This window comes from Pseudomonas sp. EA_105y_Pfl2_R69, from assembly GCF_963970915.1.
Lineage (GTDB): Bacteria > Pseudomonadota > Gammaproteobacteria > Pseudomonadales > Pseudomonadaceae > Aquipseudomonas.
Genome location: NZ_CAXAOO010000009.1, coordinates 91,037 through 110,950 on the forward strand (window position 1 = coordinate 91,037; position 19,914 = coordinate 110,950).

The 19,914-nt window shown below is 62.7% G+C and carries 19 protein-coding genes; 6 read left to right on the forward strand and 13 right to left on the reverse strand.

Annotated features, from left to right (window positions below):
* Positions 1 to 44 precede the first annotated feature (44 nt).
* Positions 45 to 2,126: a carboxy terminal-processing peptidase gene (locus AACY13_RS20835; RefSeq protein WP_339463490.1), complete on the reverse strand. Its 2,082-nt coding sequence runs from the start codon at positions 2,124 to 2,126 to the stop codon at positions 45 to 47.
* A gap of 128 nt (positions 2,127 to 2,254) precedes the next feature.
* Between AACY13_RS20835 and AACY13_RS20840 the strand changes: the two genes are divergently transcribed.
* The 4 genes from AACY13_RS20840 (at position 2,255) to AACY13_RS20855 (ending at position 6,686) form a co-directional block, all read left to right on the forward strand.
* On the forward strand, positions 2,255 to 3,220 hold the full coding sequence (locus tag AACY13_RS20840) for an NAD(P)H-quinone oxidoreductase (protein WP_339463491.1): 966 nt from the start codon (positions 2,255 to 2,257) through the stop codon (positions 3,218 to 3,220).
* A 116-nt stretch (positions 3,221 to 3,336) separates the two neighbouring features.
* Positions 3,337 to 3,900, forward strand: a complete 564-nt coding sequence (ahpC, locus tag AACY13_RS20845; RefSeq protein WP_339463492.1) for an alkyl hydroperoxide reductase subunit C — start codon at positions 3,337 to 3,339, stop codon at positions 3,898 to 3,900.
* A 227-nt stretch (positions 3,901 to 4,127) separates the two neighbouring features.
* Positions 4,128 to 5,681 (forward strand): alkyl hydroperoxide reductase subunit F, encoded by a 1,554-nt coding sequence (gene ahpF / locus AACY13_RS20850; RefSeq protein WP_339463493.1) that lies wholly within the window; start codon positions 4,128 to 4,130, stop codon positions 5,679 to 5,681.
* A 210-nt stretch (positions 5,682 to 5,891) separates the two neighbouring features.
* Positions 5,892 to 6,686, forward strand: coding sequence for an SDR family NAD(P)-dependent oxidoreductase (locus AACY13_RS20855; protein ID WP_339463494.1), 795 nt, complete (start codon positions 5,892 to 5,894; stop codon positions 6,684 to 6,686).
* Between the two features lie 69 nt (positions 6,687 to 6,755).
* Here the strand turns inward: AACY13_RS20855 and AACY13_RS20860 are convergent, their stop codons facing one another.
* Both AACY13_RS20860 and AACY13_RS20865 read right to left on the reverse strand, forming a co-directional pair.
* A complete protein-coding gene (locus AACY13_RS20860) occupies positions 6,756 to 7,334 on the reverse strand; it encodes a TetR/AcrR family transcriptional regulator (protein ID WP_339463495.1) in 579 nt (192 codons plus the stop codon).
* Between the two features lie 39 nt (positions 7,335 to 7,373).
* Positions 7,374 to 7,955, reverse strand: a complete 582-nt coding sequence (locus AACY13_RS20865) for a PaaI family thioesterase (RefSeq protein WP_339463496.1) — start codon at positions 7,953 to 7,955, stop codon at positions 7,374 to 7,376.
* Positions 7,956 to 8,074: 119 nt separating this feature from the next.
* On the opposite strand from AACY13_RS20865, the gene AACY13_RS20870 reads away from it, so the two are divergent.
* Positions 8,075 to 9,283 carry an MFS transporter gene (locus tag AACY13_RS20870; RefSeq protein ID WP_339463497.1) on the forward strand — a complete coding sequence of 403 codons (1,209 nt, stop codon included), beginning with the start codon at positions 8,075 to 8,077 and terminating at the stop codon, positions 9,281 to 9,283.
* 151 nt (positions 9,284 to 9,434) lie between these two features.
* Here AACY13_RS20870 and zapE read toward each other — a convergent pair whose 3' ends face one another.
* The 8 genes from zapE to AACY13_RS20910 form a co-directional block, all read right to left on the reverse strand.
* On the reverse strand, positions 9,435 to 10,556 hold the full coding sequence (gene zapE, locus AACY13_RS20875) for a cell division protein ZapE (RefSeq protein WP_339463498.1): 1,122 nt from the start codon (positions 10,554 to 10,556) through the stop codon (positions 9,435 to 9,437).
* Entirely contained in the window at positions 10,556 to 10,990 is a 435-nt protein-coding gene (arsN2, locus tag AACY13_RS20880) for an arsenic resistance N-acetyltransferase ArsN2 (RefSeq protein WP_339463499.1), read from the reverse strand. The genes zapE and arsN2 overlap by 1 nt, the downstream gene beginning before the upstream one ends.
* A 108-nt stretch (positions 10,991 to 11,098) precedes the next feature.
* Positions 11,099 to 11,752: an HAD family hydrolase gene (locus AACY13_RS20885; RefSeq protein ID WP_339463500.1), complete on the reverse strand. Its 654-nt coding sequence runs from the start codon at positions 11,750 to 11,752 to the stop codon at positions 11,099 to 11,101.
* On the reverse strand, positions 11,752 to 12,741 hold the full coding sequence (locus AACY13_RS20890) for an ABC transporter ATP-binding protein (RefSeq protein ID WP_339463501.1): 990 nt from the start codon (positions 12,739 to 12,741) through the stop codon (positions 11,752 to 11,754). Before AACY13_RS20890 ends, AACY13_RS20885 begins: the two co-directional genes overlap by 1 nt.
* Before the next feature lie 94 nt (positions 12,742 to 12,835).
* A complete protein-coding gene (locus AACY13_RS20895) occupies positions 12,836 to 13,630 on the reverse strand; it encodes an ABC transporter permease (RefSeq protein ID WP_339463502.1) in 795 nt (264 codons plus the stop codon).
* Complete coding sequence (locus AACY13_RS20900; protein WP_339463620.1) at positions 13,617 to 14,456, reverse strand: ABC transporter permease; 840 nt, start codon at positions 14,454 to 14,456, stop codon at positions 13,617 to 13,619. The genes AACY13_RS20895 and AACY13_RS20900 overlap by 14 nt, the downstream gene beginning before the upstream one ends.
* Positions 14,456 to 15,262 carry an alkaline phosphatase family protein gene (locus AACY13_RS20905; RefSeq protein ID WP_339463503.1) on the reverse strand — a complete coding sequence of 269 codons (807 nt, stop codon included), beginning with the start codon at positions 15,260 to 15,262 and terminating at the stop codon, positions 14,456 to 14,458. The genes AACY13_RS20900 and AACY13_RS20905 overlap by 1 nt, the downstream gene beginning before the upstream one ends.
* Before the next feature lie 110 nt (positions 15,263 to 15,372).
* On the reverse strand, positions 15,373 to 16,431 hold the full coding sequence (locus AACY13_RS20910) for an ABC transporter substrate-binding protein (protein ID WP_339463504.1): 1,059 nt from the start codon (positions 16,429 to 16,431) through the stop codon (positions 15,373 to 15,375).
* Positions 16,432 to 16,773: 342 nt separating this feature from the next.
* Between AACY13_RS20910 and AACY13_RS20915 the strand changes: the two genes are divergently transcribed.
* The gene (locus tag AACY13_RS20915) at positions 16,774 to 17,490 is read left to right on the forward strand and encodes a UTRA domain-containing protein (protein WP_339463505.1); all 717 of its coding nucleotides are present in this window, start codon (positions 16,774 to 16,776) and stop codon (positions 17,488 to 17,490) included.
* A 182-nt stretch (positions 17,491 to 17,672) separates the two neighbouring features.
* Here AACY13_RS20915 and AACY13_RS20920 read toward each other — a convergent pair whose 3' ends face one another.
* Together AACY13_RS20920 and AACY13_RS20925 are read right to left on the reverse strand one after the other, a co-directional pair.
* A complete protein-coding gene (locus AACY13_RS20920) occupies positions 17,673 to 18,962 on the reverse strand; it encodes a M18 family aminopeptidase (protein ID WP_339463506.1) in 1,290 nt (429 codons plus the stop codon).
* 72 nt (positions 18,963 to 19,034) lie between these two features.
* A complete protein-coding gene (locus AACY13_RS20925; RefSeq protein ID WP_339463507.1) occupies positions 19,035 to 19,745 on the reverse strand; it encodes a 4'-phosphopantetheinyl transferase family protein in 711 nt (236 codons plus the stop codon).
* Between the last annotated feature and the right edge of the window lie 169 nt (positions 19,746 to 19,914).

Sequence of the window (19,914 nt, forward strand, 5' to 3'; positions counted from 1 at the left end):
CGCATTTCACGACAGTTTGATGACCCTTTGATGACGCTCGCTGTTTAGTGCTTGGCCAAGCGGGTGTCGAGCCCCAGGTAATCGAGGAGGATACGCCCGGTTTCGGCGAGGTAGGCATCGTCTTCCGGTTTGGTTTTCTTGTCTTCGACCGGCAATGCATCCTCGTCTTCTACCTTGAGCTTGCTCAGCAGGGCTTCGCCTTTGGCCTTGCGCAGGCCGTTCTCGATGGCCAGTTGCTGACCCTCGATGTCGCTGTGCTGGGCGCGCCGTTTGCTCTCGTTGAGGCTGACGGTGGTTTCTTCCATCAGCTTCTGCGACAGCTGCAGGCGCTGGCGAGCGAAGGTGAAGTCGGCATTCTTGGTCGTACGGTTTTCATAGCGGGCCTGCAGCTCGGCCAGGAGCGGCTTGATCGGATCCAGTTCGGGTTTGATCGCCGGCTTGATGCTGTCCCATGGCAGGGCCTCGGGCAGGGCACTTTCGCCGATTTCCTTGGTGTCCATCATGTCCGGGTACTGGATGTCCGGAATCACCCCCTGGTGCTGGGTGCTCTGCCCAGAGACCCGGTAGAACTTGGCCAGGGTCAGCTTCAGTTCGCCATGGTTAAGCGGCTGGATGGTCTGTACCGTGCCCTTGCCGAAGGTCTGGCCGCCGAGAATCAGGGCGCGGTGATAGTCCTGCATGGCTCCGGCGAAAATTTCCGAAGCCGAGGCCGACAGGCGATTGACCAGCACGGCCAGCGGGCCTTCGTAGTAGATGCCGGTGTTCTCGTCGGCCAGCACATCGACGCGACCGTCGCTATTGCGCACCAGCACGGTGGGGCCCTGGTCGATAAACAGGCCGGTCAGTTCGGTGGCTTCCTGCAGCGAGCCGCCGCCGTTGTTGCGCAGGTCGATGACCACACCGTCGACCTTGTCCTTTTCCAGCTCGGTGAGCAGGCGTTTGACGTCGCGGGTGGTGCTCTTGTAGTCCGGGTCGCCGGCACGGAAGGCCTTGAAGTCCAGATAGAAGGCCGGAATCTCGATGACGCCGAGCTTGTAGTCGCGGCCTTCGTGCTTGAGCTTGAGTACGGACTTCTTCGCCGCCTGCTCTTCCAGTTTGACCGCCTCGCGAACGATGGCCACCACCTTGCTGGTCTGGTCATTCGGCGCATTGCTGGCGGGGATGACCTCCAGGCGTACCTTGGAACCTTTAGGCCCGCGGATCAGCTTGACCACTTCGTCCAGGCGCCAGCCGATCACGTCGACCATTTCCTTGTCGCCCTGGGCCACGCCGACGATCTTGTCCGCCGGGGCGATCTGCTTGCTCTTCTCGGCCGGGCCGGCCGGAACCAGGCGCACCACCTTGACGTGTTCGTTATCGCTCTGCAGCACGGCACCGATACCTTCCAGCGACAGGCTCATATTGATGTCGAAGTTCTCCGCGTTGTCCGGGGAGAGGTAGGTGGTGTGCGGGTCGTAGGACATGGCGAAGGCGTTGATATAGGTCTGGAACACGTCTTCGCCACGGGTTTGCTGCAGGCGGGTCAATTGGTTCTTGTAGCGCTTGACCAACAGTTCCTGAATGGCCTTGGGTTCCTTGCCGGCGATCTTCAGGCGCAGCACTTCATCCTTGACGCGTTTGCGCCAGAGGTCGTCGAGGGCATCGAGATCCTTGGCCCAGGGGGCATTTTCACGGTCGATCAGCAGGTTTTCATCGACCCCGAAGTCGATCTCGTCTACGCCCTGCTCGAGCATGTTCAAGGCAAACTGCAGGCGACTCTGCAGACGTTGCAGGTGGCGTTTGTAGATAATGAAGCCGGGCTCCAGGTTGCCGCTTTTGAGCAGGTCGTCGAAGTTGGTGCTCCACTGATCGAACTCGGCAATGTCGCCTGCGGTGAAGTAGCTGCGCGAAGGGTCGAGCATCTTCAGGTAGCCCTGATAGATCTTTACCGAGCGTTCGTCGTTCAGCGGTGGCTTGTTGTAATGGTGGCGCTTGAGCAACTCGACCACGTTGAGGCTGGCAATCACCTGCTCGCGGTCCGGCTGCAGGTATTCCCAGGGATCGGCGCTGGTGGTTTTCGCCGCCAGCGGCAAGGCGCTCAGCGCAACCGAGAAGGCAAGGGTGACGCTAAGCAGGGATCGCTTCATGCTGATTCGACGTTTGGGCAGTTGATAACGCATTTTAGGCCGTCAATAAGGGCGCCCAGTTCCATCGGCGCAATGCAAAAGCCCAGCGCTCAGCGCCAGGCAGGGGTTAATAGCACTATGGAGGCAGCGTGAAGGCATTGCAAGGCGTTGAAGGCCGTGTGGTATGGGCGCAGCAGCCCGCACCGGCCTGTGATATTGGGGAAATTCGCATTCGCGTGGCCGCCGCCGGACTCAATCGTGCCGACTTGTTGCAGCGTGCCGGGCTCTATCCGCCGCCGCCCGGGGTCAGCCCGGTGCTGGGCCTGGAATGTGCCGGTATCGTCAGCGAAGTGGGGGCCGGTTGCGACTGGCAGGTGGGCGATCGGGTCTGCGCGCTGCTGGCCGGTGGTGGCATGGCCGAGGAGGTAGTGGTCGACGCTCGCCATGCCCTGCCGGTGCCGCAGGGCGTGACGTTGCATGAAGCGGCGGCGTTGCCGGAGGTGTTCGCTACCGCCTGGCTCAATCTGTTTCAGCTGGCCGGCCTCAGGCCCGGCGAGAAGGTGCTGCTGCATGCCGGTGCCAGTGGCGTCGGTTCGGCGGCTATCCAGTTGTGCCGGGCCTTTGGCAGCCCGTGCTGGGTCAGTGTCGGTGCCCCGGAGCGCCTGGCCTACTGCGAAGCCTTGGGGGCTCAAGGTGGCGTGCTGCGCGGCGATGAGCAGCTGCAGGCCCTGGGCGACTTCGCGCCTTTCGATGTGATTCTCGATCCGGTCGGCGGCAATTACGCGGCGCTCAATCTGGGGCTGCTGGCTCAGGACGGGCGCTGGATCAATATCGGCCTGATGGGCGGGCGCAAGGCCGAACTGGACTTTGCCTTGCTGCTGGGCAAGCGCATCCAGCTGATCGGCTCGACCCTGCGCAGCCGCGACGAGCAGTTCAAGGCCGCGCTGCTGCACGACCTGCAGCAGTTCGTCTGGCCGCTGTTCGGCGAAGGACGGCTCAAACCGAACCTGCAGGGCAGTTTCCCGGTCGAAGAGGCCGAAGCGGCCTTTGCCGAGCTGGCGAGTAATAGAGTCAATGGCAAGCTGGTACTGGTGATAGACCCGACCCTGGTATGAACCGGGGTGTCGATTGGCTTAATCAATCGAAACCATGGCGGCAATCAATAAGCTTTCTGCGCCGAAGTGGCTAAGATGCGCCCTGTAGCTTTTTCAACCCTCACAAGGAATCCACGATGTCCCTTATCAACACCCAGGTTCAACCGTTCAAGGCCAATGCGTTTCACAACGGTAAGTTTATCGAAGTGACCGAGGAGTCCCTGAAGGGCCAGTGGTCGGTGCTGATCTTTATGCCGGCTGCCTTCACCTTCAACTGCCCGACCGAAATCGAAGACGCCGCCAACAACTACGCCGCCTTCCGCGATGCCGGCACCGAGGTGTACATCGTCACCACCGACACCCACTTCTCGCACAAGGTCTGGCACGAAACTTCGCCTGCTGTTGGCAAGGCTCAGTTCCCGCTGGTAGGTGATCCGACCCACGCCCTGACCCGTGCTTTCGGCGTGCACATCGAAGAAGAAGGCCTGGCCCTGCGCGGCACCTTCCTGATCAACCCGGAAGGCGTGATCAAGACCGTGGAAATCCACTCCAACGAAATCGCCCGTGACGTATCGGAAACCCTGCGCAAGCTGCAAGCAGCCCAGTACACCGCCGCTCACCCGGGTGAAGTGTGCCCAGCCAAGTGGAAAGAAGGCGAGAAGACTCTGGCTCCTTCCCTGGACCTGGTTGGCAAGATCTAAATCTGCCTACACCTTCCCTGGGCTCAGGCTCGGGGAGGGGAGTACTTAGCGCTGTCAGGGTCGAGACCCGACCCTAGTGGTGCCCGATGCCTGGGCGCGATCCGCCCGGGCATTTTATTGCCTGCCATTCCATGGCGGCACCCTGCAGGCCGTCGCTACGCGACGTTAAAAATTGTTCCTGACAATTTTTTATTGCCCCGAATTTTTGTCATTGAGGACTCTCCGCCATGTTGGACGCAAACCTGCAAACCCAGTTGAAGGCCTACCTGGAAAAGGTCACCCTGCCGTTCGAGATCGTCGCGTCCCTCGATGACAGCGCGAAATCCCAGGAGCTGCTCGAACTGCTCCAGAGCATCGTCGGTCTGACCGACAAGATCACCCTGAAGACCGATGGCAGCGACGCTCGCCGTCCGTCGTTCTCGCTCAACCGCCCAGGTGCGGACATCGGCCTGACCTTCGCCGGTATCCCCATGGGCCACGAGTTCACCTCGCTGGTACTGGCGCTGCTGCAGGTAGGTGGTCACCCGTCCAAGCTGGATGCCGAAACCATCGCGCAGATTCAGGCTGTTGAAGGCAAGTTCGAGTTCGAGACCTATTTCTCGCTGTCCTGCCAGAACTGCCCGGACGTGGTTCAGGCGCTGAACCTGATGGCCGTGCTCAACCCGAATATTCGCAACGTCTCCATCGACGGCGCGCTGTTCCAGGAAGAGGTCGAGCGCCGTCAGATCATGGCCGTGCCGAGCATCTACCTGAATGGTGAGGTGTTCGCCTCCGGCCGTATGGAAGTGAAGGAAATCCTCGCCAAGATCGACACCGGTGCCGCCAGCCGCGATGCCGAGAAACTCAAGGCCAAGGCCGCCTTCGATGTGCTGGTGGTCGGCGGCGGCCCGGCCGGTGCGGCGGCGGCCATCTATGCCGCGCGTAAAGGCATTCGCACCGGCGTCGCCGCCGAACGTTTCGGCGGCCAGGTGCTGGATACCATGGCCATCGAGAACTTTATCTCGGTGCAGGAAACCGAAGGGCCGAAGCTGGTCCGCGCCCTGGAAGAGCACGTCAAGCAGTACGAAGTCGACATCATGAACCTGCAACGCGCCACGGCGCTGATTCCTGCTCAGGGTGAAGGTGGCCTGCATGAGGTGCGCTTCGACAGTGGCGCTTCGCTCAAAGCCAAGACCCTGATCCTGGCCACCGGCGCGCGCTGGAGGGAGATGAATGTACCCGGCGAGCAGGAGTACCGCGGCAAGGGCGTGGCCTACTGCCCGCATTGCGACGGCCCGCTGTTCAAGGGCAAGCGGGTGGCGGTGATCGGCGGCGGCAACTCCGGCGTGGAAGCGGCCATCGACCTGGCCGGCATCGTCGCCCAGGTCACCCTGATCGAGTTCGACAGCCAGTTGCGCGCCGATGCGGTGCTGCAGAAGAAACTGGCCAGCCTGGCCAATGTGACCATTATCAAGAGCGCGCTGACCACCGAGGTCAAAGGCGATGGGCAGAAGGTCAATGCCCTGGTCTACCAGGACCGCAACACCGAGGAGCTGCGCAGCATCGAGCTGGAAGGCATCTTCGTGCAGATTGGCCTGCTGCCCAACAGCGACTGGCTCAAGGGCGTGATCGAGTTGTCGCCCCGAGGCGAGATCATCGTCGATGCCAAGGGCGGCACCAATGTGCCGGGTATCTTCGCCGCCGGCGACGTCACCACCGTGCCGTACAAGCAGATCGTGATCGCCGTGGGCGAGGGGGCCAAGGCGTCGCTGAGCGCCTTCGATCACCTGATTCGTAGCTAATAGGCGAAAAGCGCTGCGTTGCAAAAAGGCGGACAACCTTTATGGGTTGTCCGCCTTTTTTGTGTCTGACGCTTTATCCGCCGGATGGGTCTGCGGTTTCGATAAATTAAATTATGAGTGACATATATATTTTATATTGTGGTCGTAATCTAATTGGGTGCATCATGCTTGCAGTCAGCATCAGCCCAGCCAAACTCCAGGAGACACCCCATGAGCACGCCAAACGACAAAGGTATCGCCCTGATCACCGGTGCTTCTTCAGGCATTGGTGCCACCTACGCCGAACGCCTGGCGCGCCGCGGCTATGACCTATTGCTGGTGGCCCGCGACCTGCCGCGTCTTGAGGCTCTAGCCGGGCGCTTGAACCAGGTGCATGGGGTGAATGTCGAGGTGCTCAAGGCCGATTTGACCGACAAGGCCGATCTGCACGCCGTCACCCAGCGCCTGCGCACTGACAAGGCCATCAGCTTGTTGGTCAATAACGCCGGCATGGCCATGAACGGTCAACTGGCCGAGGCCGATCTCGACACCGCGGATCGGATGATCCTGCTCAATGTCGTTGCGCTGACTCACCTGTCCACCGCAGCCGCCGCCAACTTCACCGCCGCCGGGCGCGGGGCAGTTATCAATATCGCCTCGGTGGTGGCCTTGGCCCCGGAGATGTTCAATGCCGTCTACAGCGCGACCAAGGCCTATGTGCTCAGCCTCAGTCAGACCCTGCAGGGTGAAATTGGCAAGCTCGGGGTACAGGTGCAGGCGGTATTGCCCGGCATCACTCGCACCGAGATCTGGGAGCGCAGCGGCATGGACGAGTCGGCGCTGCCGCCGAGCATGGTCATGGAGGTCGGCGAGATGGTCGATGCCGCCCTGGCCGGTTTCGATCAGGGTGAACTGGTGACCATCCCTTCATTGCCGGACGCCGCCGACTGGGCCGAGCTGGTCAGCGCTCGGGCCAAGTTGGGGCCGAACCTTTCCCACAGCAGTGCAGCCGCCCGCTACAAATAAAGCCTGGAGTAACAAAAAACCCCGACTGGAAACAGTCGGGGCTTTTGCTGTGAGCGACCTGAACGGGTGTCAGACCGTGGCTGGGGTTGCCCCGGTGTTCTGTTCGATCAGCAGGCGGCGGGTGGTTTTCAGCAAGCGGTCCGACAGTTCCGGGTCGCTGACGCTGCGTGACAGCAGCAGGGCACCGACCATGGCGCTGAGAATCAGCACGCTCTGCTGATCGGCATGCTCGCCGTGCAGGCCGGCCTCGATGGCATGCAGGCGGTCGCGTATCAGTTCATCGGTCACCGGGCTGGGCGCGCCGCGCTGGCCCAGCTCGGCGGACATGGTCGGCAGCGGACAGCCATCGCCCGGGTTGGCGCGGTGGGAGGACGACAGGTAGCCGCTGATCAGGCGGGTCAGCGGTTTATCGCTGTTGGCCATCTCGTTGGTGACCGCCGTCAGCTTTTCAGCGCTGTGGCGCAGGGCGGTTTCCACCAGCTCATCTTTCGATTTGAAGTGGGCGTAGAAGCCGCCATGGGTCAGGCCCAGGGTCTTCATCAAGGGCTGCAGGCCAGTTGCGCCGACGCCATCACGGCGGAACAGGCGCGCGGCTTCTTCGATAATACGCTGGTGTGTCTGGGCTTTATGGTCTTCGGAATAACGCATGGAGTACCTGGCCGCTGGTTTCAGATGTTACCTGCCATCTTACTCGCTTCGTCCCGGTGTTTCAGTGCCAGGTGCAGACGATGCCCCTGGCATGCTGAGAATCAGGCAGGTGGTTGAGCCGACGGCGTACAGGCGGTCGTCGACATCGTAGATGCGCCCTTCAGCCAGCGCTGTGGTGCGGCCAATGTGCACAATACGGCCTTCGGCGCGGATCGGTCCGACCTTGGTGCTGAGCGCACGGATATAGCTGATGCGCAGATCAGTGGTGGTGTAACCCTGGCCGCGCTGCAGCTGGGTGTGGATGGCGCAGCCCATGCAGGAGTCGAGCAGGGTGGCCGCATAGCCGCCGTGCACGCTGCCCAGCGGGTTGTAATGGCGCGCATCGGGTGTGCCCTGAAACACGAAGTGCCCGGATGACCATTGCAGTGGCACAAAATCCATCAGGTGGCCGATGGGCGGCGAGGGCAGTTCACCGCGGCCGATGCCGTCAAAGAACTCCTGCGGCAACAGTTCGCTGACCTGCGCCAGGCTCATGCTGCCGGGTGAGCCTAGGCTGGCGCGCATGGATTGTTCGGCGGCGAGCCATTCAGCCAGTTTTTCTTCGCGTGATGGAGTGCTCATGGGGCGTGCCTCTGTTAACGATGGGTTTAAAATTACAAGCGTAATTTGATTGTTTATATTATGGTTGAAATGTTAGTGCTTGGCGAGCCACGCCAGCCATGATCACAGGACCCACGCCCATGCACTGCTACCCCTTGCCGTCGCGCAGCCTGCTACTGATTCTGGTGGCCCTGACCGCCCTTGGAGAGATTTCCACCCAGCTGATCATCCCCAGCCTGGGCGCTATCGAGCTGGTCATGACGGCTCGCCCCGGCAGCAGCCTGTTGGCTTTATCGGCTTTCGTTGCCGCCTTTGGTCTGGGCCAGTTGCTGCTCGGCCCATTGTCGGATCGTATCGGCCGGCGTCCGGTGCTGATCGCCGGGCTGTTGGTCTATCTGCTCGCCACCTTGTGGATGCTGCTGACCAGCAGCATGGGCGAGTTTATCGCCGCCCGTGTGCTGCAAGGCTTGGGCGCTTGCGCTGCGCTGGTGCTGGCGCGGGCCATCGTGCGTGACGTGTGGCAAGCGCAGGCTGGGCCAGCATTGGCGCTGACGGTGATTGGCATGCTTTGCGCCATCGTCCTGTCGCCGATGCTGGGCGGTGTATTGATGCTGTATGGCGGCTGGCGCGCGCCGATTGCCTTGGCGCTGCTGATCGGCGTTGCCATCGTTGCTGCAGTGCTGGGCCTGTACCGTGAAAGCAATCGACAACTGGATCCGCAAGCCGGGCAGCTGAATCGCTTGGCCGGTAACTATGCAGATCTGCTGCGCGCTGCCTCGTTTCGCGCGCTGGCCCTGACGCTGGCCTGCACCTATGGCGCGATGTTCGCGGTGATTGCCGGCTCTTCCTCCGTGTATATCGGTTTGCTCGGCCTAAGCCCGGCGCAATACGGCATCACCTTCGCGGCAATTGTTTCGGCGCTGATCGCCGGCGCGTTGTTCACCCAGCGACGCATCTTGCAGATGGGCCCGGAGAAGATCGTCGGTATAGGTGTGGCACTGGTGGTGAGCGGAGCGTTGGCGACGTTGGCGATCTATCTGCTGTTTGGCTTGTCGCTGCTCGGCCTGTCATTGCCGCAGGTGCTGATCACCCTGGGCGGGGGCATGTTGCTGCCGGCTTCGGTGGCTGGCGCGGTTATTCCTAATGCCCACCGCGCTGGCCTGGCCGCAGGCTTTATGGGCTTCGCGCAGATGGCCGGGGCCACCTGCAGCGGCGTCTTGCTCAGCCTGCTGGCGGATGGCACGGCGTGGCCTATGGTGTTGCTGAATAGCCTGTTCGCCGTGGCGGCCTTTGGCGCTTTCCACTTGCTGCGCCAACGCCCGGCGGCCAGTGCGGCCCTGGTTCGCTAAACCCTAGGAACACCCCCTGAGCGGCTATGACCTGGTAGTAGTCGGCGGCGGACCGGGCTGATCTGCCATTCGCATCCAACCCTTCGGAAGCCCTGCGCCAGGCGGCGATGAGTGTGCATGGCTGGGCCATGCAAGCCTGAAAATCCGTGCGTTAAGAGCCGAAGCGCTGCAACTGCATTTCCTGTAGGCGACTCAGGGTGCGGCGAAAGGCGAAGCTCAGGTAACCCTCGGTATAGAGTTCGGCGAGCGGCACCTGGGCTTCGAGGTACAGCGGCACCTTGCGGTCGTAGCACTCATCCACCAGGGCGATAAAGCGCCGCACGCTGTCATCCTTTACCGATAGCGCCGGCAGCTGGCGGTCACCGGCTTGCACCCGCTCGACGCCATCTTCGGTGCCGCGGGCGATCTTCGCCGTTCGCTGTGGGCTGCTCAGGTTCGGCACCTCGCTGAGCAGGATGGCGCTGAAACGGTCGCACAGGGCGATAAAATCCTGCGCGGCCAGAGGCTGCTCGCACAGGTCGGCAAAGCGGCACCAGAGCACGCCCTCACAGTGGCGCAGGGTCTGCACGCTGCGGTTGCCCAGAGTAAGGGGCTGATCGCTGCTGGGCTTGCCTGCGGCCAACTGGCTGAAGGCCCGGCTGAGCACGCTGGGCAGCCCAGGTGTGGCGACCCAGTAACGGGTATGGGCGGTGCCTGGGTGCAGGCGATGGTCTTGCTCGCCATCGATGCTCACCACCTGCATATGCTGTTGCAGTGCGTCCACCGCAGGCAGAAAACGCTCGCGGTTGAAGCCTTCGGCGTACAGCAGTTCGGGCGGCTGATTGGAGGTGGCGACCAGTACCACACCCTGTTCGAACATAACCTGGAACAGGCGGCCGAGAATGATCGCATCGCCGATATCGCTGACAAACAGCTCGTCGAAACACAGCACCCGGACTTCCTCGCTCAGCTCCACGGCCAGGGCCTGCAGCGGGTCAGGTGTACCGGTGAGCTGAAACAGGCGCATATGCACCCAGCGCATAAAGTGGTGAAAGTGCTGACGCCGCGCCGCAACCTTCAATCCCTTGTAAAAGCTGTCCATCAGCCAGGTCTTGCCGCGCCCCACCGGCCCCCACAGATACACCCCGCCGATGGGCTGCGCGGCTGTGGCCTGATGCAGGGCCTGATGGCAATCGTGCAAGGCCTGGGCGGCTTGCCACTGCGCGGGATCGGACTTGAAACCGTCGCGGTCGATGGCTTGTTGGTAGGCGGTCAGGGGCGAGCTGCAGCCCATCAGCGCGCCTCGATACGCTTGTGCATACAGACTGCAGTGGCGGGGCAGAGGCTGGAGAATTCGGCTGTCTGGCCAATCGCATCAGGCACGCAGGCCCTGTCGAGGCTGCGGTAACCTCGGCGGCTGAAGAAGGCATCGGCCGTGTTAGTCAGCAGGTACAGCTCACGCACGCCCAGCTGCTGCGCATAGGCTTCGATCTCGGCCACCAGTGCGTTGCCATACCCCGTACCGCGAGCTGCGGGGCTGACCACCAGTGAGCGCAGCAGGGCCACGTCGCCATAAGGCTGCAAACCGATCAGCGCTGCGGGCGCGTGCGTCGACCCTACGGCGATAAAGTGCGCGAAGTGTTCGGTTTCAAGGTCGGTTGTTGGCAGCCCGGCAGCGGCCAGTAGCGCTTTGGCCGTTGCAGCTGGCGGGTCACGGTAAAAGTTCATGGGCGTCCACGTGGGCGAGACAATCGGATCAGCATCGCGCTGGTACTTTACCCGAGCGCTTAGCAAAAGACCCACAGGCGTGGGTCTTTTTCATTCAGCAGATGGCCATCAGCGCCAGTTGAGGATCGGCCAGCCGGCTTGCTGGGCGTGCTGCAGCAGGGTCGGATCGGGGTTGACCACGTGGGGCTTGTCGACCAGCTGCAGCAGCGGCAGGTCGTTGCGCGAGTCGGAGTAGAAGTAGGCTCCCTTGAGGGTTTCGCCGTGCGCTTGCAGCCAGGTGTGCAGGCGGCTGACCTTGCCTTCGCGGTAGGTCAGTACGCCCTGGGTGCGGCCGCTGTAGTGGCCATGCTGCTGTTCCAGGTCGATGGCCAGGACCTCTTCGACATTCAGGCGGCCGGCGATGGCGCTGACCAGAAAGTGCGCCGAGGCGGAAATCACCAGGATGCGGTCGCCGGCGGCGCGGTGGTTGGCCAGGCAGCGGGTGGCCTCGCTGTAGAAGATCGGTTCGATCACGTCCTCGACAAAGGGCTCGACCACATGGGCGACTTCCTCGGCGGTGCGCCCGACCAGGGGCGAGAGGGTAAAGGCCATATAGTCTTCCATGGCCAGGCTGCCGGCGGCGTACTGGCGCATCAGCTCCTGCTCATGGGCGATAAAGCGGTCGCCATCGGCCCAGCCGAGCTTGACCATTTCCTGGCTCCACAGGCTGGCGCAGTCGCCGCCGATCAGGGTTTCGTCCAGGTCGAAAATTGCCAGGGCCATCAGGCCACCTCACAGATTGCGTTGTCTTCGATGTTCAGGTTGATGTGCTGGCCGCTGGCGTGCATATCGCTGGCCGAACGATTCAGCACATCGACCAGCAGTTCGACGCCACGGGCCTCGACGCGGTAACGGATGACGTTGCCGAGCAGGCTGTGGCTGCGGATCTGCGCCTGAATGCCACCTTGCGCACCTATCTGGATGGCTTCCGGGCGGATCGCCACGCGGCTGCCGATCGGCCGGCCGAGCAGATGGCTGGCGGTCGCCGCATCGAGCAGGTTGTAGTTGCCGATAAAGCCGGCAGCGAAGGCATCGGCCGGGGCGGTGTAGAGGGTCTCGGCATCGCCGCTCTGGACGATTTTACCTGCGTTCATCAGCACGATGCGGTCGCTCAAGACCAGGGCTTCTTCCTGGTCGTGGGTGACGAAGATGGTGGTCAGGCCCAGCTCGCGCTGGATGGCGCGGATCTGTTCGCGCAGGTGTTTGCGAATCCGCGCATCCAGGGCCGACAACGGCTCGTCGAGCAGCAGCAGGCGCGGGCGGGTGACCAGCGAGCGGGCCAAAGCTACGCGCTGGCACTGACCACCGGACAGTTGCTGCGGGTAGCGGCCGGCAAAGTCGTTGAGTTCGACCATTTCCAGGGCCTGCTTGACCCGCCGCTCGGCTTCGCTGCCCTTGACCTTGAGCATACGCAGGCCGAAGGCGACGTTCTGCTGCACGGTCATATTGGGGAACAGCGCATAGCTCTGGAACACCATGCCGATGCCGCGCTTCTGCGGGGGCACCGGTATCAGGTCCTGGCCGTCGAGGAGGATTTGCCCGCCATTGACCCCGGTCAGGCCGGCGATACAGCGCAGCAGGGTGGACTTGCCGCAGCCGGAAGGGCCGAGCAGGGTGATGAATTCGCCCTTGCCGATTTCGCAGTTGATATCGCTGAAAATCGCGGTTGAGCCGTAACTCTTGTGCAGATTCTGGATGGACAGATAACTCATTGCAGATCCTTAATTAAGCTTGCCACGGCTGCTGCCGGATCGCGTCCCGATCGACGCGGATCGCCAGCAAGCTGGCTCCTACAGGTAGTAACCATCAGGATTTATCCTTATTCAGGCGGTTGGCCGCCCAGGTCATCAGCAGTACGAACATGAAATAGGAAATCACCAGGGCGCTGGTGAAGTGGCCGCTGTCGTTGCGCATGTTGTACAGGTACACCTGCAGGGTCTCGTAGCGGCTGCCCACCAGCAGGTTGGCGAAGACGAATTCGCCGAACAGGAAGCTGAAGGAGAGGAACACCGAGACCATCAGGCCCTTGCGCAGGTTGGGCAGCACCACCATAAAGGCCGCGCGCCAGGTGCTGGCCCCCAGCAGGTGGGCGGCGTCCATCAGGTCGCGCAGGTTGATCGCCTGCAGGTTGTTGCTGATCGCCCGGTACATAAAGGGCAGGGCGATGGTGAAGTAGGTGCCGATGAGGATCCAGGGCGTGCCGAGGATCGCCAGCGGGCCACCGGCGAACAGCTGCATCAGGCCCACCGAGGACACCACCGGGGGAATTGCGAATGGCAGCAGGATCAGCACGTTCATCAGCGCGTCGAGCCTGGGGAAGTGGTAGTTGACCACGAACAACAGCGGCAGGATCAGCACCAGCGCCAGCACCAGGGCGGCAAAGCACACCAGCAGCGAACGGCCGAAGGCGGCGAGAAAGCGCGCGTCGCTCCACAGCGCCAGGTACCACTTGAAGGTCAGGCCGCTGGGCAGGATGGTCGCCGACCAGCTGGTCGACAGCGAGTAGAGCAGGGTACCCAGCAGCGGCAGCAGCAGGATCAGAAACAGCAGATAGACCACCAGCTGGTGGAACAGCGGCGAGCGTTTTTCAGCGGGCGACATGGTAGCTCCGGCGCAGCAGCCATTGATGGACGAGGGTGATCAAGGTCATCAGGCCGACCAGGATCATCGCCAGGGCGCTGGCCATGTTGGGGTCGAGGAAGATATCGCCGGAGACCATGGCGGCGATCCGGATCGGCAGGATATTGAAGTTGCCGGTGGTCAGCGCATACACGGTGGCGTAGGCCCCCAGGGCGTTGGCCAGGAGGATGACGAAGGTGCCGAGCAGCGCCGGGGTCAGTACCGGCAGGCCGATATGCCGCCAGAACTGCCAGTTGCTCGCGCCGAGCAGTTCGGCGGATTCGCGCCAGTCCTCGCGCAGCGCATCGAAGGCCGGGTAGAGCAGCAGCACGCCCAGGGGAATCTGGAAGTAGCTGTAGAGCACGATCAGGCCGGTCTTGGAGTAGAGGTTGAAGTCTTCGATGATCCCCGCCTGCTTGAGCAGGATGGTCAGCGCGCCGTTGAAACCGAGCAGGATGATAAAGGCGAACGCCAGCGGCACCCCGGAGAAGTTGCTGGTCATATTGGAGAAGGCCATGACGAAGTCGCGCAGGCGGCTATCGACCTGGCGCAGCGAATAGCTGCCGAGAATGGCGATGCTGATGCCGATCAGGCTCGACCAGAAGCTCACCTCCAGGCTGTGGCGGATCGCCTGGCGGTAGAAGGGTGAGGCGAAGGCTTCCCTGAAGTTGCCCAGCCCCCAGCCATCGCTGGCATTCAGGCTGTTACTGGCGACCCAGAGCAGCGGCGCGACCTGAAAGGCGATAAAGAACAGGGCGAAGGGCAGCAGGCACAGCACCGCCAGCCACTTGCCACGTAGGGCTTTGATCACTGCAGAAGCTCCCGGCAGAAGGGTTTGTCGTGGGGGATGCCGAGCAGCTCGCAGACCGTGCCGCACAACTCCAGCTGCCGGGGCTGGGCGTTGGGGTCGAGGCTGAAGGCACTGCCGAGGACGATCAGCGGCACTTCGCGCTCTTCGGCCAGCAGGCCGTTGTGGCTGCGGTCGTTGTTCATGCCGTGGTCGGCGGTGACCAGAATCTGGTAGCCGGCATCCAGCCAGGGCTGGATATAGTCGGCCAGCAGCACATCGGCCCGGCGCGCGCTGTTGCGGTACTGCGCGCTGTCGAGGCCGTGTTTGTGGCCGGCGTCGTCGATATTCATCGGGTGCACCAGCAGCAGGTTGGGCGCATGGCGCAAGCGCAGGCTGTCGGCATCGGCGAACAGGTGCGAATCCGGGTAATGGTCGGCGTAATAGAAATGGCCATACTGGATCGGCAGGTTGGCGTCCGCGGTGTGACGGTCGCGCGCGGCCTGGAAGGGGGCGCGGTTATACAGCTCGCTGACCCAGTGATAGGCCGCGGCGGCGGTAATCAGCCCGGCGTCGCGGGCGTAGTGGAAGATGCTGCGCTGGGTCGACAGGCGCACTACATCGTTATGGACGATGCCGCTGTCGATGGGGGCGACACCGGTCAGAATCGCTTCATAGAGTGGGCGTGACAGGGCCGGGAGTTCACAGTCGAGTTTGTACAGCGCGGCGCGTCCAGCCTGGCAGTAAGCCTGCAGATGCCCCAGCGCATGCTGAGCCACCTGATAGCTCAAGCCATCCAGAACCACGAGGATGACGTTGTGCTTCATCTACTTCTCTCGTTACGTGCGGAGTAATCCTGTAGGAGCCAGCTTGCTGGCGATGCTTTCGCAGCGCGGATCGCCAGCAAGCTGGCTCCTACCAGGAGCGTCTTAGGTGCTCAGTTCATATTGATGATCACGTGTTCCTGCCACAGGCGCGGCAGGGCCTTGGAGGTGTTCTCCCAGGCGGCGGCATCCTTGATCGGCTGCACTTTGGCGTACTGCTCCTGGGGCAGCAGCTTGGATTGCACCTCGGCTGGCAGGGTCAGGTGCTCGGCGCGGATCGGCCGGGCGTTACCCTTGGCCAGGTTGATCTGGCCGGCGTCGCTCAGGATGTATTCACGCGCCAGCTTGGCGGCGTTGGGGTTTTTCGCCCACTTGTTGATGATGGTGCTGTAGCCGGAGATCACCGAACCGTCGAACGGGATCAGCACCTCGAAACGCTCGGTGTCGATCTGGTCGCGATAGCTCAGGCCGTTGAAGTCCCAGACCACGCCAACTTCCACTTCGCCTTTTTCCAGGGTCTGGATGGTCGGATTGGCCAGCGACAGGCGGCCCTGCTTGGCCAGTTCGCCGTAGAACTCCAGGGCCGGTTTGACGTTGCTTTCATCGCCGCCCATGGCGATGGCGGCGGCCAGTACGCCGTTGACCGCCTGCGCGGCGGTGCTGACATCGCCGGCGGAGACTTTATAGGTGCCGGTCTTGAGGTCGGCCCAAGAGCGCGGAATGTCCTTGACCAGCTGCTTGTTGACGATAAAGGCGATCGAGCCGGTGTAGGCCAGCATCCAGTGGCCGTCGCTGTCTTTGGCCCAGGTCGGAATCTGTTCCCAGGTGCTCGGCTTGTACGGCTGGGTCACGCCCTGTTGTACGGCGATGGGGCCGAAGGCCGCGCCAACGTCGCCGATATCGGCGGTGGCGTTGTCCTTCTCGGCGGCGAACTTGGCGATCTCCTGGGCCGAGCTCATGTCGGTGTCCATATGCTTCAAGCCATACAGCTTGTTCAGGTCGACCCAGGTGTCCTTCCAGTTGGCCCAGCTGTCCGGCATGCCCACACTGTTCACCGCGCCTTCGGCGCGCGCGGCTTGTTCCAGTGCTTGCAAGTCCGTTTCAGCAGCCATGGCCGAGGTGGCCAGGGCAATGGCCGAGCCCATCAGTGAGGCCAGCAGCAGTTGTTTCATTGGAAACTCCTTTGCGATCAAAGTGCGTGCGGTGAAAAGTTCTGGTCTAGATCAGCAAGACCCAGGCCAATTTAGGCCAGTTAAATGACAGTTTTATGTAAGTTGGCTATTTGCCGATCTGCAAACCCTTCGCCAGACTGGCGAATGACAAGCGTAGACCATCAGTAAGCAGGTGATTACTCGCCTGCGCACGCCGAATTGCCGGGTTTATGTCGGCCTTGCCAGAAAACTGTAACGGCGCGGTCATCTAGACTGCTTAAACTTGCAACAGAGTTGTCTCGGCTGCATAAGCCGTTTTATGCCCTGGAATGGGGCTGGACTAGTCCAATTCGGGAGGTCTTGATGCGCGATGAAGCGCCGCGGGCAGTCACTGCCATATGCCGGGCATTGGAGGAACAGATCGAGCATGGCTTGCTGCCTTCCGGCAGCCAGTTACCGGCCGAGCGCAAGCTCAGCGAGGTGTTCGATACCACCCGCATCACCTTGCGCGAGGCCCTCGGCCAACTCGAGGCGCAGGGCTTGATCTACCGTGAGGAGCGCCGTGGCTGGTTCGTCTCGCCGCCGCGGGTGGCCTACAACCCGCTGGTGCGCAGCCATTTCCATGCCATGGTCGGCGAGCAGGGGCGGGTGCCGGCTACCGAGGTGCTGAGCGCGCGGTTGATTCCGGCCAGCGCCGAGATCTGCCAGATCCTGGCCTTGCCGGCGCTGTCGAGCGTCTACCAGATTCGCCGCGCGCGGCGCATCGACGGGCGCCTGGTGCTCTATGTCGAGCACTACCTCAATCCGAATTACTTTGCCGGTATTCTGGATTTCGACCTGACCCGCTCGCTGACCGAGCTGTACGCCAGCGAATATGCCATTCATTACGGCCGGGTGCGTTTCGATATGGTGCCCACTGCCCTGCACAGCGAAGCCGCGGCGGCGCTCAAGGTGGCGGTGGGCAGCCCGGCGCTGCGTATCGTGCGGGTCAACCGCGACCAGCATGGCCGCCTGATCGATTGCGATCTGGAGTTCTGGCGCCACGACGCCCTGCATGTGAGCGTCGAGGTGCCGGAGTAGGGCGGTACTTCAAGCACTATTCGTAGGATGGCGTTGAGCGCAGCGATACCCATCAGGGCATCAGCAGGTGCCCTGATGGGCTACGAGTCACGCTTTTGTAGGGTGGACATGCGAAGCGTTGTCCACCGCCGGCGAGCAGATGGCGGACAAGCCTTCGGCATGTCCGCCCTACGGGTCGTCAGTCAGGGCAAATCGGCGCTGGCGTAGAACGCCGTCAGTACCTTGACCAGATGGGCCAGGTCATGGCTGCCGGCCAGTTCGCGGATCGAGTGCATGGCGAAGGTCGGCAGGCCGATATCCACGGTGCGCACGCCCAGCTGGCTGGCGGTGATCGGGCCGATGGTGGAGCCGCAACCCATGTCGCTGCGGGTGACGAAGCTCTGCACCGGCACTTCGTTTTCCAGGCATAGATGACGGAAGAAACCGGCGGTTTCGCTGTTGGTGGCGTAGCGCTGGTTACTGTTGATCTTGATCACCGGGCCGGCGTTGAGCTTGGGGCCGTGGTTTTCGTCGTGTTTGTCCGGGTAGTTGGGGTGCACGCCATGGGCGTTGTCGGCCGAAACCAGCAGCGAGCGCTGAATGCTGCGCACGAAGTCGTCGCCTTCGGGTAGTACCCGGCGCAGTACCTGCTCGAGCATCGGGCCGTCGGCACCACAGGCCGAGCAAGAACCCACTTCCTCATGGTCGCTGCACACCAGCACGCAGCTTTCTTCGTCCGGAGCGGCGAGCAGGGCCTGTAGGCCGGCGTAGCAGGACAGCAGGTTGTCCAGGCGCGCGCCGGCGATAAAGTCGCGATTGATACCGATCACGGCGGCGTTCTGGGTGTCGTAGAAGCTCAGTTCATAGTCGAGCACGGCATCGGCGCTGAAGTCGTGCTCGCGGGCCAGTTGCTCGGTGAGCAGGGCGCGGAAATCCGCCGCCTCCGGATCGGCCAGCTGGGCCAGGATCGGTGGCAGTTCGGTCTGCGGGTTGATCGCCCAGCCCTGGTTGGCCTCGCGGTTGAGGTGAATGGCCAGGTTGGGAATGGTGGCGATGGGGTCCTGGAAGTCGATCAGCTGGCTTTCCACCTTGCCGTCGCGACGGTAGGTCACCCGGCCGGCCAGGGACAGGTCGCGGTCGAACCAGGGGGCGAGCAGGGCACCGCCATAGACCTCCACCGCCAGCTGGAAGAAGCCCTGGCGCTGCAGCTCCGGCTGTGGCTTGACCCGCAGGCAGGGGCTGTCGGTGTGCGCACCGACCAGGCGGATACCGCCTTCCACGGGCGAACGCTTGCCCAGTTTGAAGGCGATGATCGAGGAGTCGTTGCGGGTCACGTAATAGCGGCCACCGGCTTCGGTATGCCAGCTGGCCCGTTCGTCCAGCGGCTGAAAGCCTGCGGCCTCGAGGCGCTTGGCCAGGCTGCGGGTGGCGTGAAAGGGGGTGGGCGAGGCCTTGAGAAATTCGATCAGGCCTTGATTCAGTGAGTCACGCATGTGGTACTCCAGGCGGCAATGGCCGGAGTTTAACGGATTTGCCCTGTCCATTGGGCAGCGCAGGGCCACAGATCAGGCGGCGATACTGACCAGGCTGAGCAGATAGCCGTCGAACTCGGCGAACTGACCCTGCACTTCGCTGCCGGCGGGCCAGTCGGCATGCAGGTCGATCAGCAGACGCAGGCGTGCCTTGTGCTCGGTAGTGCAGTCCAGCAGTTCGGCATCCTGGAAGTAGAAGTGGCGCAGCACCTGCGGGTAGAGCGCCTTGAACAGGCTTTCCTTGAGCGAGAAGGTCAGGCTGATGCGTTGCGCCCGTTGCGCGGCGGGCAGGGTGTCGAGGCGTTTCAGCTCGGCTGGGGTGAGAATTTCCGCGGCCAGGCGTTCGGCGCGGGCGGCGGGCAGCAGTTTTTCCACGTCCAGGCCCAGGCCGCGCCAGGCGCGGCTGTGGCCGACTATGGCTCCGGCCCAGCCGCCGCCATGGCTGATCGAGCCGGCAATACCGCTTGGCCACTGCGGCGCACGGTCGGCCCCGCTGGCCGGCACACTGGCCGTGCCGGTCAGCCGCTGCAGGGCTTCACGGGCGCACAGCCGTCCGGCCAGGTATTCCGCCTGGCGCTTGGCCACGCCGGGTACCGGGGCAATGCTGCAGTGGTTGAAGTCGGCTGCATCCAGTTTGCTCGGCTCGAAGCGGGTGCTGATCAGTTGTACCCCAGGCAAGGGGTGCGGCAGGGGCCAGGCCGCGTCCAGGGGCGCGCAGCAGGCGGGCAGGTAGGTTCTGTTCATCGCGCCATTCTGCCGTGCCGCGCCGGCGGCGGCCAGTCGGCTTGCGCTTTACATTTCTTTGCAAGGACACAACAAAGCGACACGAAGCGCCCAGGGCTTTTTTGCCACACTGCCGGCTGCGCTGCTTCGGCAGTGCAGGTGAGGTTGTAGCGGGCACGGACTCAGGTCT

What these genes read in the sequence shown, in the direction of transcription:
- AACY13_RS20865 (WP_339463496.1), bottom strand. Translation starts at nt 7,955, where the DNA reads ATGAGCACTCCATCACGCGAAGAAAAACTGGCTGAATGGCTCGCCGCC.
- AACY13_RS20910 (WP_339463504.1), bottom strand. Translation starts at nt 16,431, where the DNA reads ATGAAACAACTGCTGCTGGCCTCACTGATGGGCTCGGCCATTGCCCTG.
- AACY13_RS20895 (WP_339463502.1), bottom strand. Translation starts at nt 13,630, where the DNA reads ATGTCGCCCGCTGAAAAACGCTCGCCGCTGTTCCACCAGCTGGTGGTC.
- AACY13_RS20855 (WP_339463494.1), top strand. Translation starts at nt 5,892, where the DNA reads ATGAGCACGCCAAACGACAAAGGTATCGCCCTGATCACCGGTGCTTCT.
- zapE (WP_339463498.1), bottom strand. Translation starts at nt 10,556, where the DNA reads ATGGGCTGCAGCTCGCCCCTGACCGCCTACCAACAAGCCATCGACCGC.
- arsN2 (WP_339463499.1), bottom strand. Translation starts at nt 10,990, where the DNA reads ATGAACTTTTACCGTGACCCGCCAGCTGCAACGGCCAAAGCGCTACTG.
- AACY13_RS20860 (WP_339463495.1), bottom strand. Translation starts at nt 7,334, where the DNA reads ATGCGTTATTCCGAAGACCATAAAGCCCAGACACACCAGCGTATTATC.
- AACY13_RS20905 (WP_339463503.1), bottom strand. Translation starts at nt 15,262, where the DNA reads ATGAAGCACAACGTCATCCTCGTGGTTCTGGATGGCTTGAGCTATCAG.
- AACY13_RS20925 (WP_339463507.1), bottom strand. Translation starts at nt 19,745, where the DNA reads ATGAACAGAACCTACCTGCCCGCCTGCTGCGCGCCCCTGGACGCGGCC.
- ahpF (WP_339463493.1), top strand. Translation starts at nt 4,128, where the DNA reads ATGTTGGACGCAAACCTGCAAACCCAGTTGAAGGCCTACCTGGAAAAG.
- AACY13_RS20915 (WP_339463505.1), top strand. Translation starts at nt 16,774, where the DNA reads ATGCGCGATGAAGCGCCGCGGGCAGTCACTGCCATATGCCGGGCATTG.
- AACY13_RS20890 (WP_339463501.1), bottom strand. Translation starts at nt 12,741, where the DNA reads ATGAGTTATCTGTCCATCCAGAATCTGCACAAGAGTTACGGCTCAACC.
- AACY13_RS20835 (WP_339463490.1), bottom strand. Translation starts at nt 2,126, where the DNA reads ATGAAGCGATCCCTGCTTAGCGTCACCCTTGCCTTCTCGGTTGCGCTG.
- AACY13_RS20885 (WP_339463500.1), bottom strand. Translation starts at nt 11,752, where the DNA reads ATGGCCCTGGCAATTTTCGACCTGGACGAAACCCTGATCGGCGGCGAC.
- AACY13_RS20870 (WP_339463497.1), top strand. Translation starts at nt 8,075, where the DNA reads ATGCACTGCTACCCCTTGCCGTCGCGCAGCCTGCTACTGATTCTGGTG.
- AACY13_RS20920 (WP_339463506.1), bottom strand. Translation starts at nt 18,962, where the DNA reads ATGCGTGACTCACTGAATCAAGGCCTGATCGAATTTCTCAAGGCCTCG.
- ahpC (WP_339463492.1), top strand. Translation starts at nt 3,337, where the DNA reads ATGTCCCTTATCAACACCCAGGTTCAACCGTTCAAGGCCAATGCGTTT.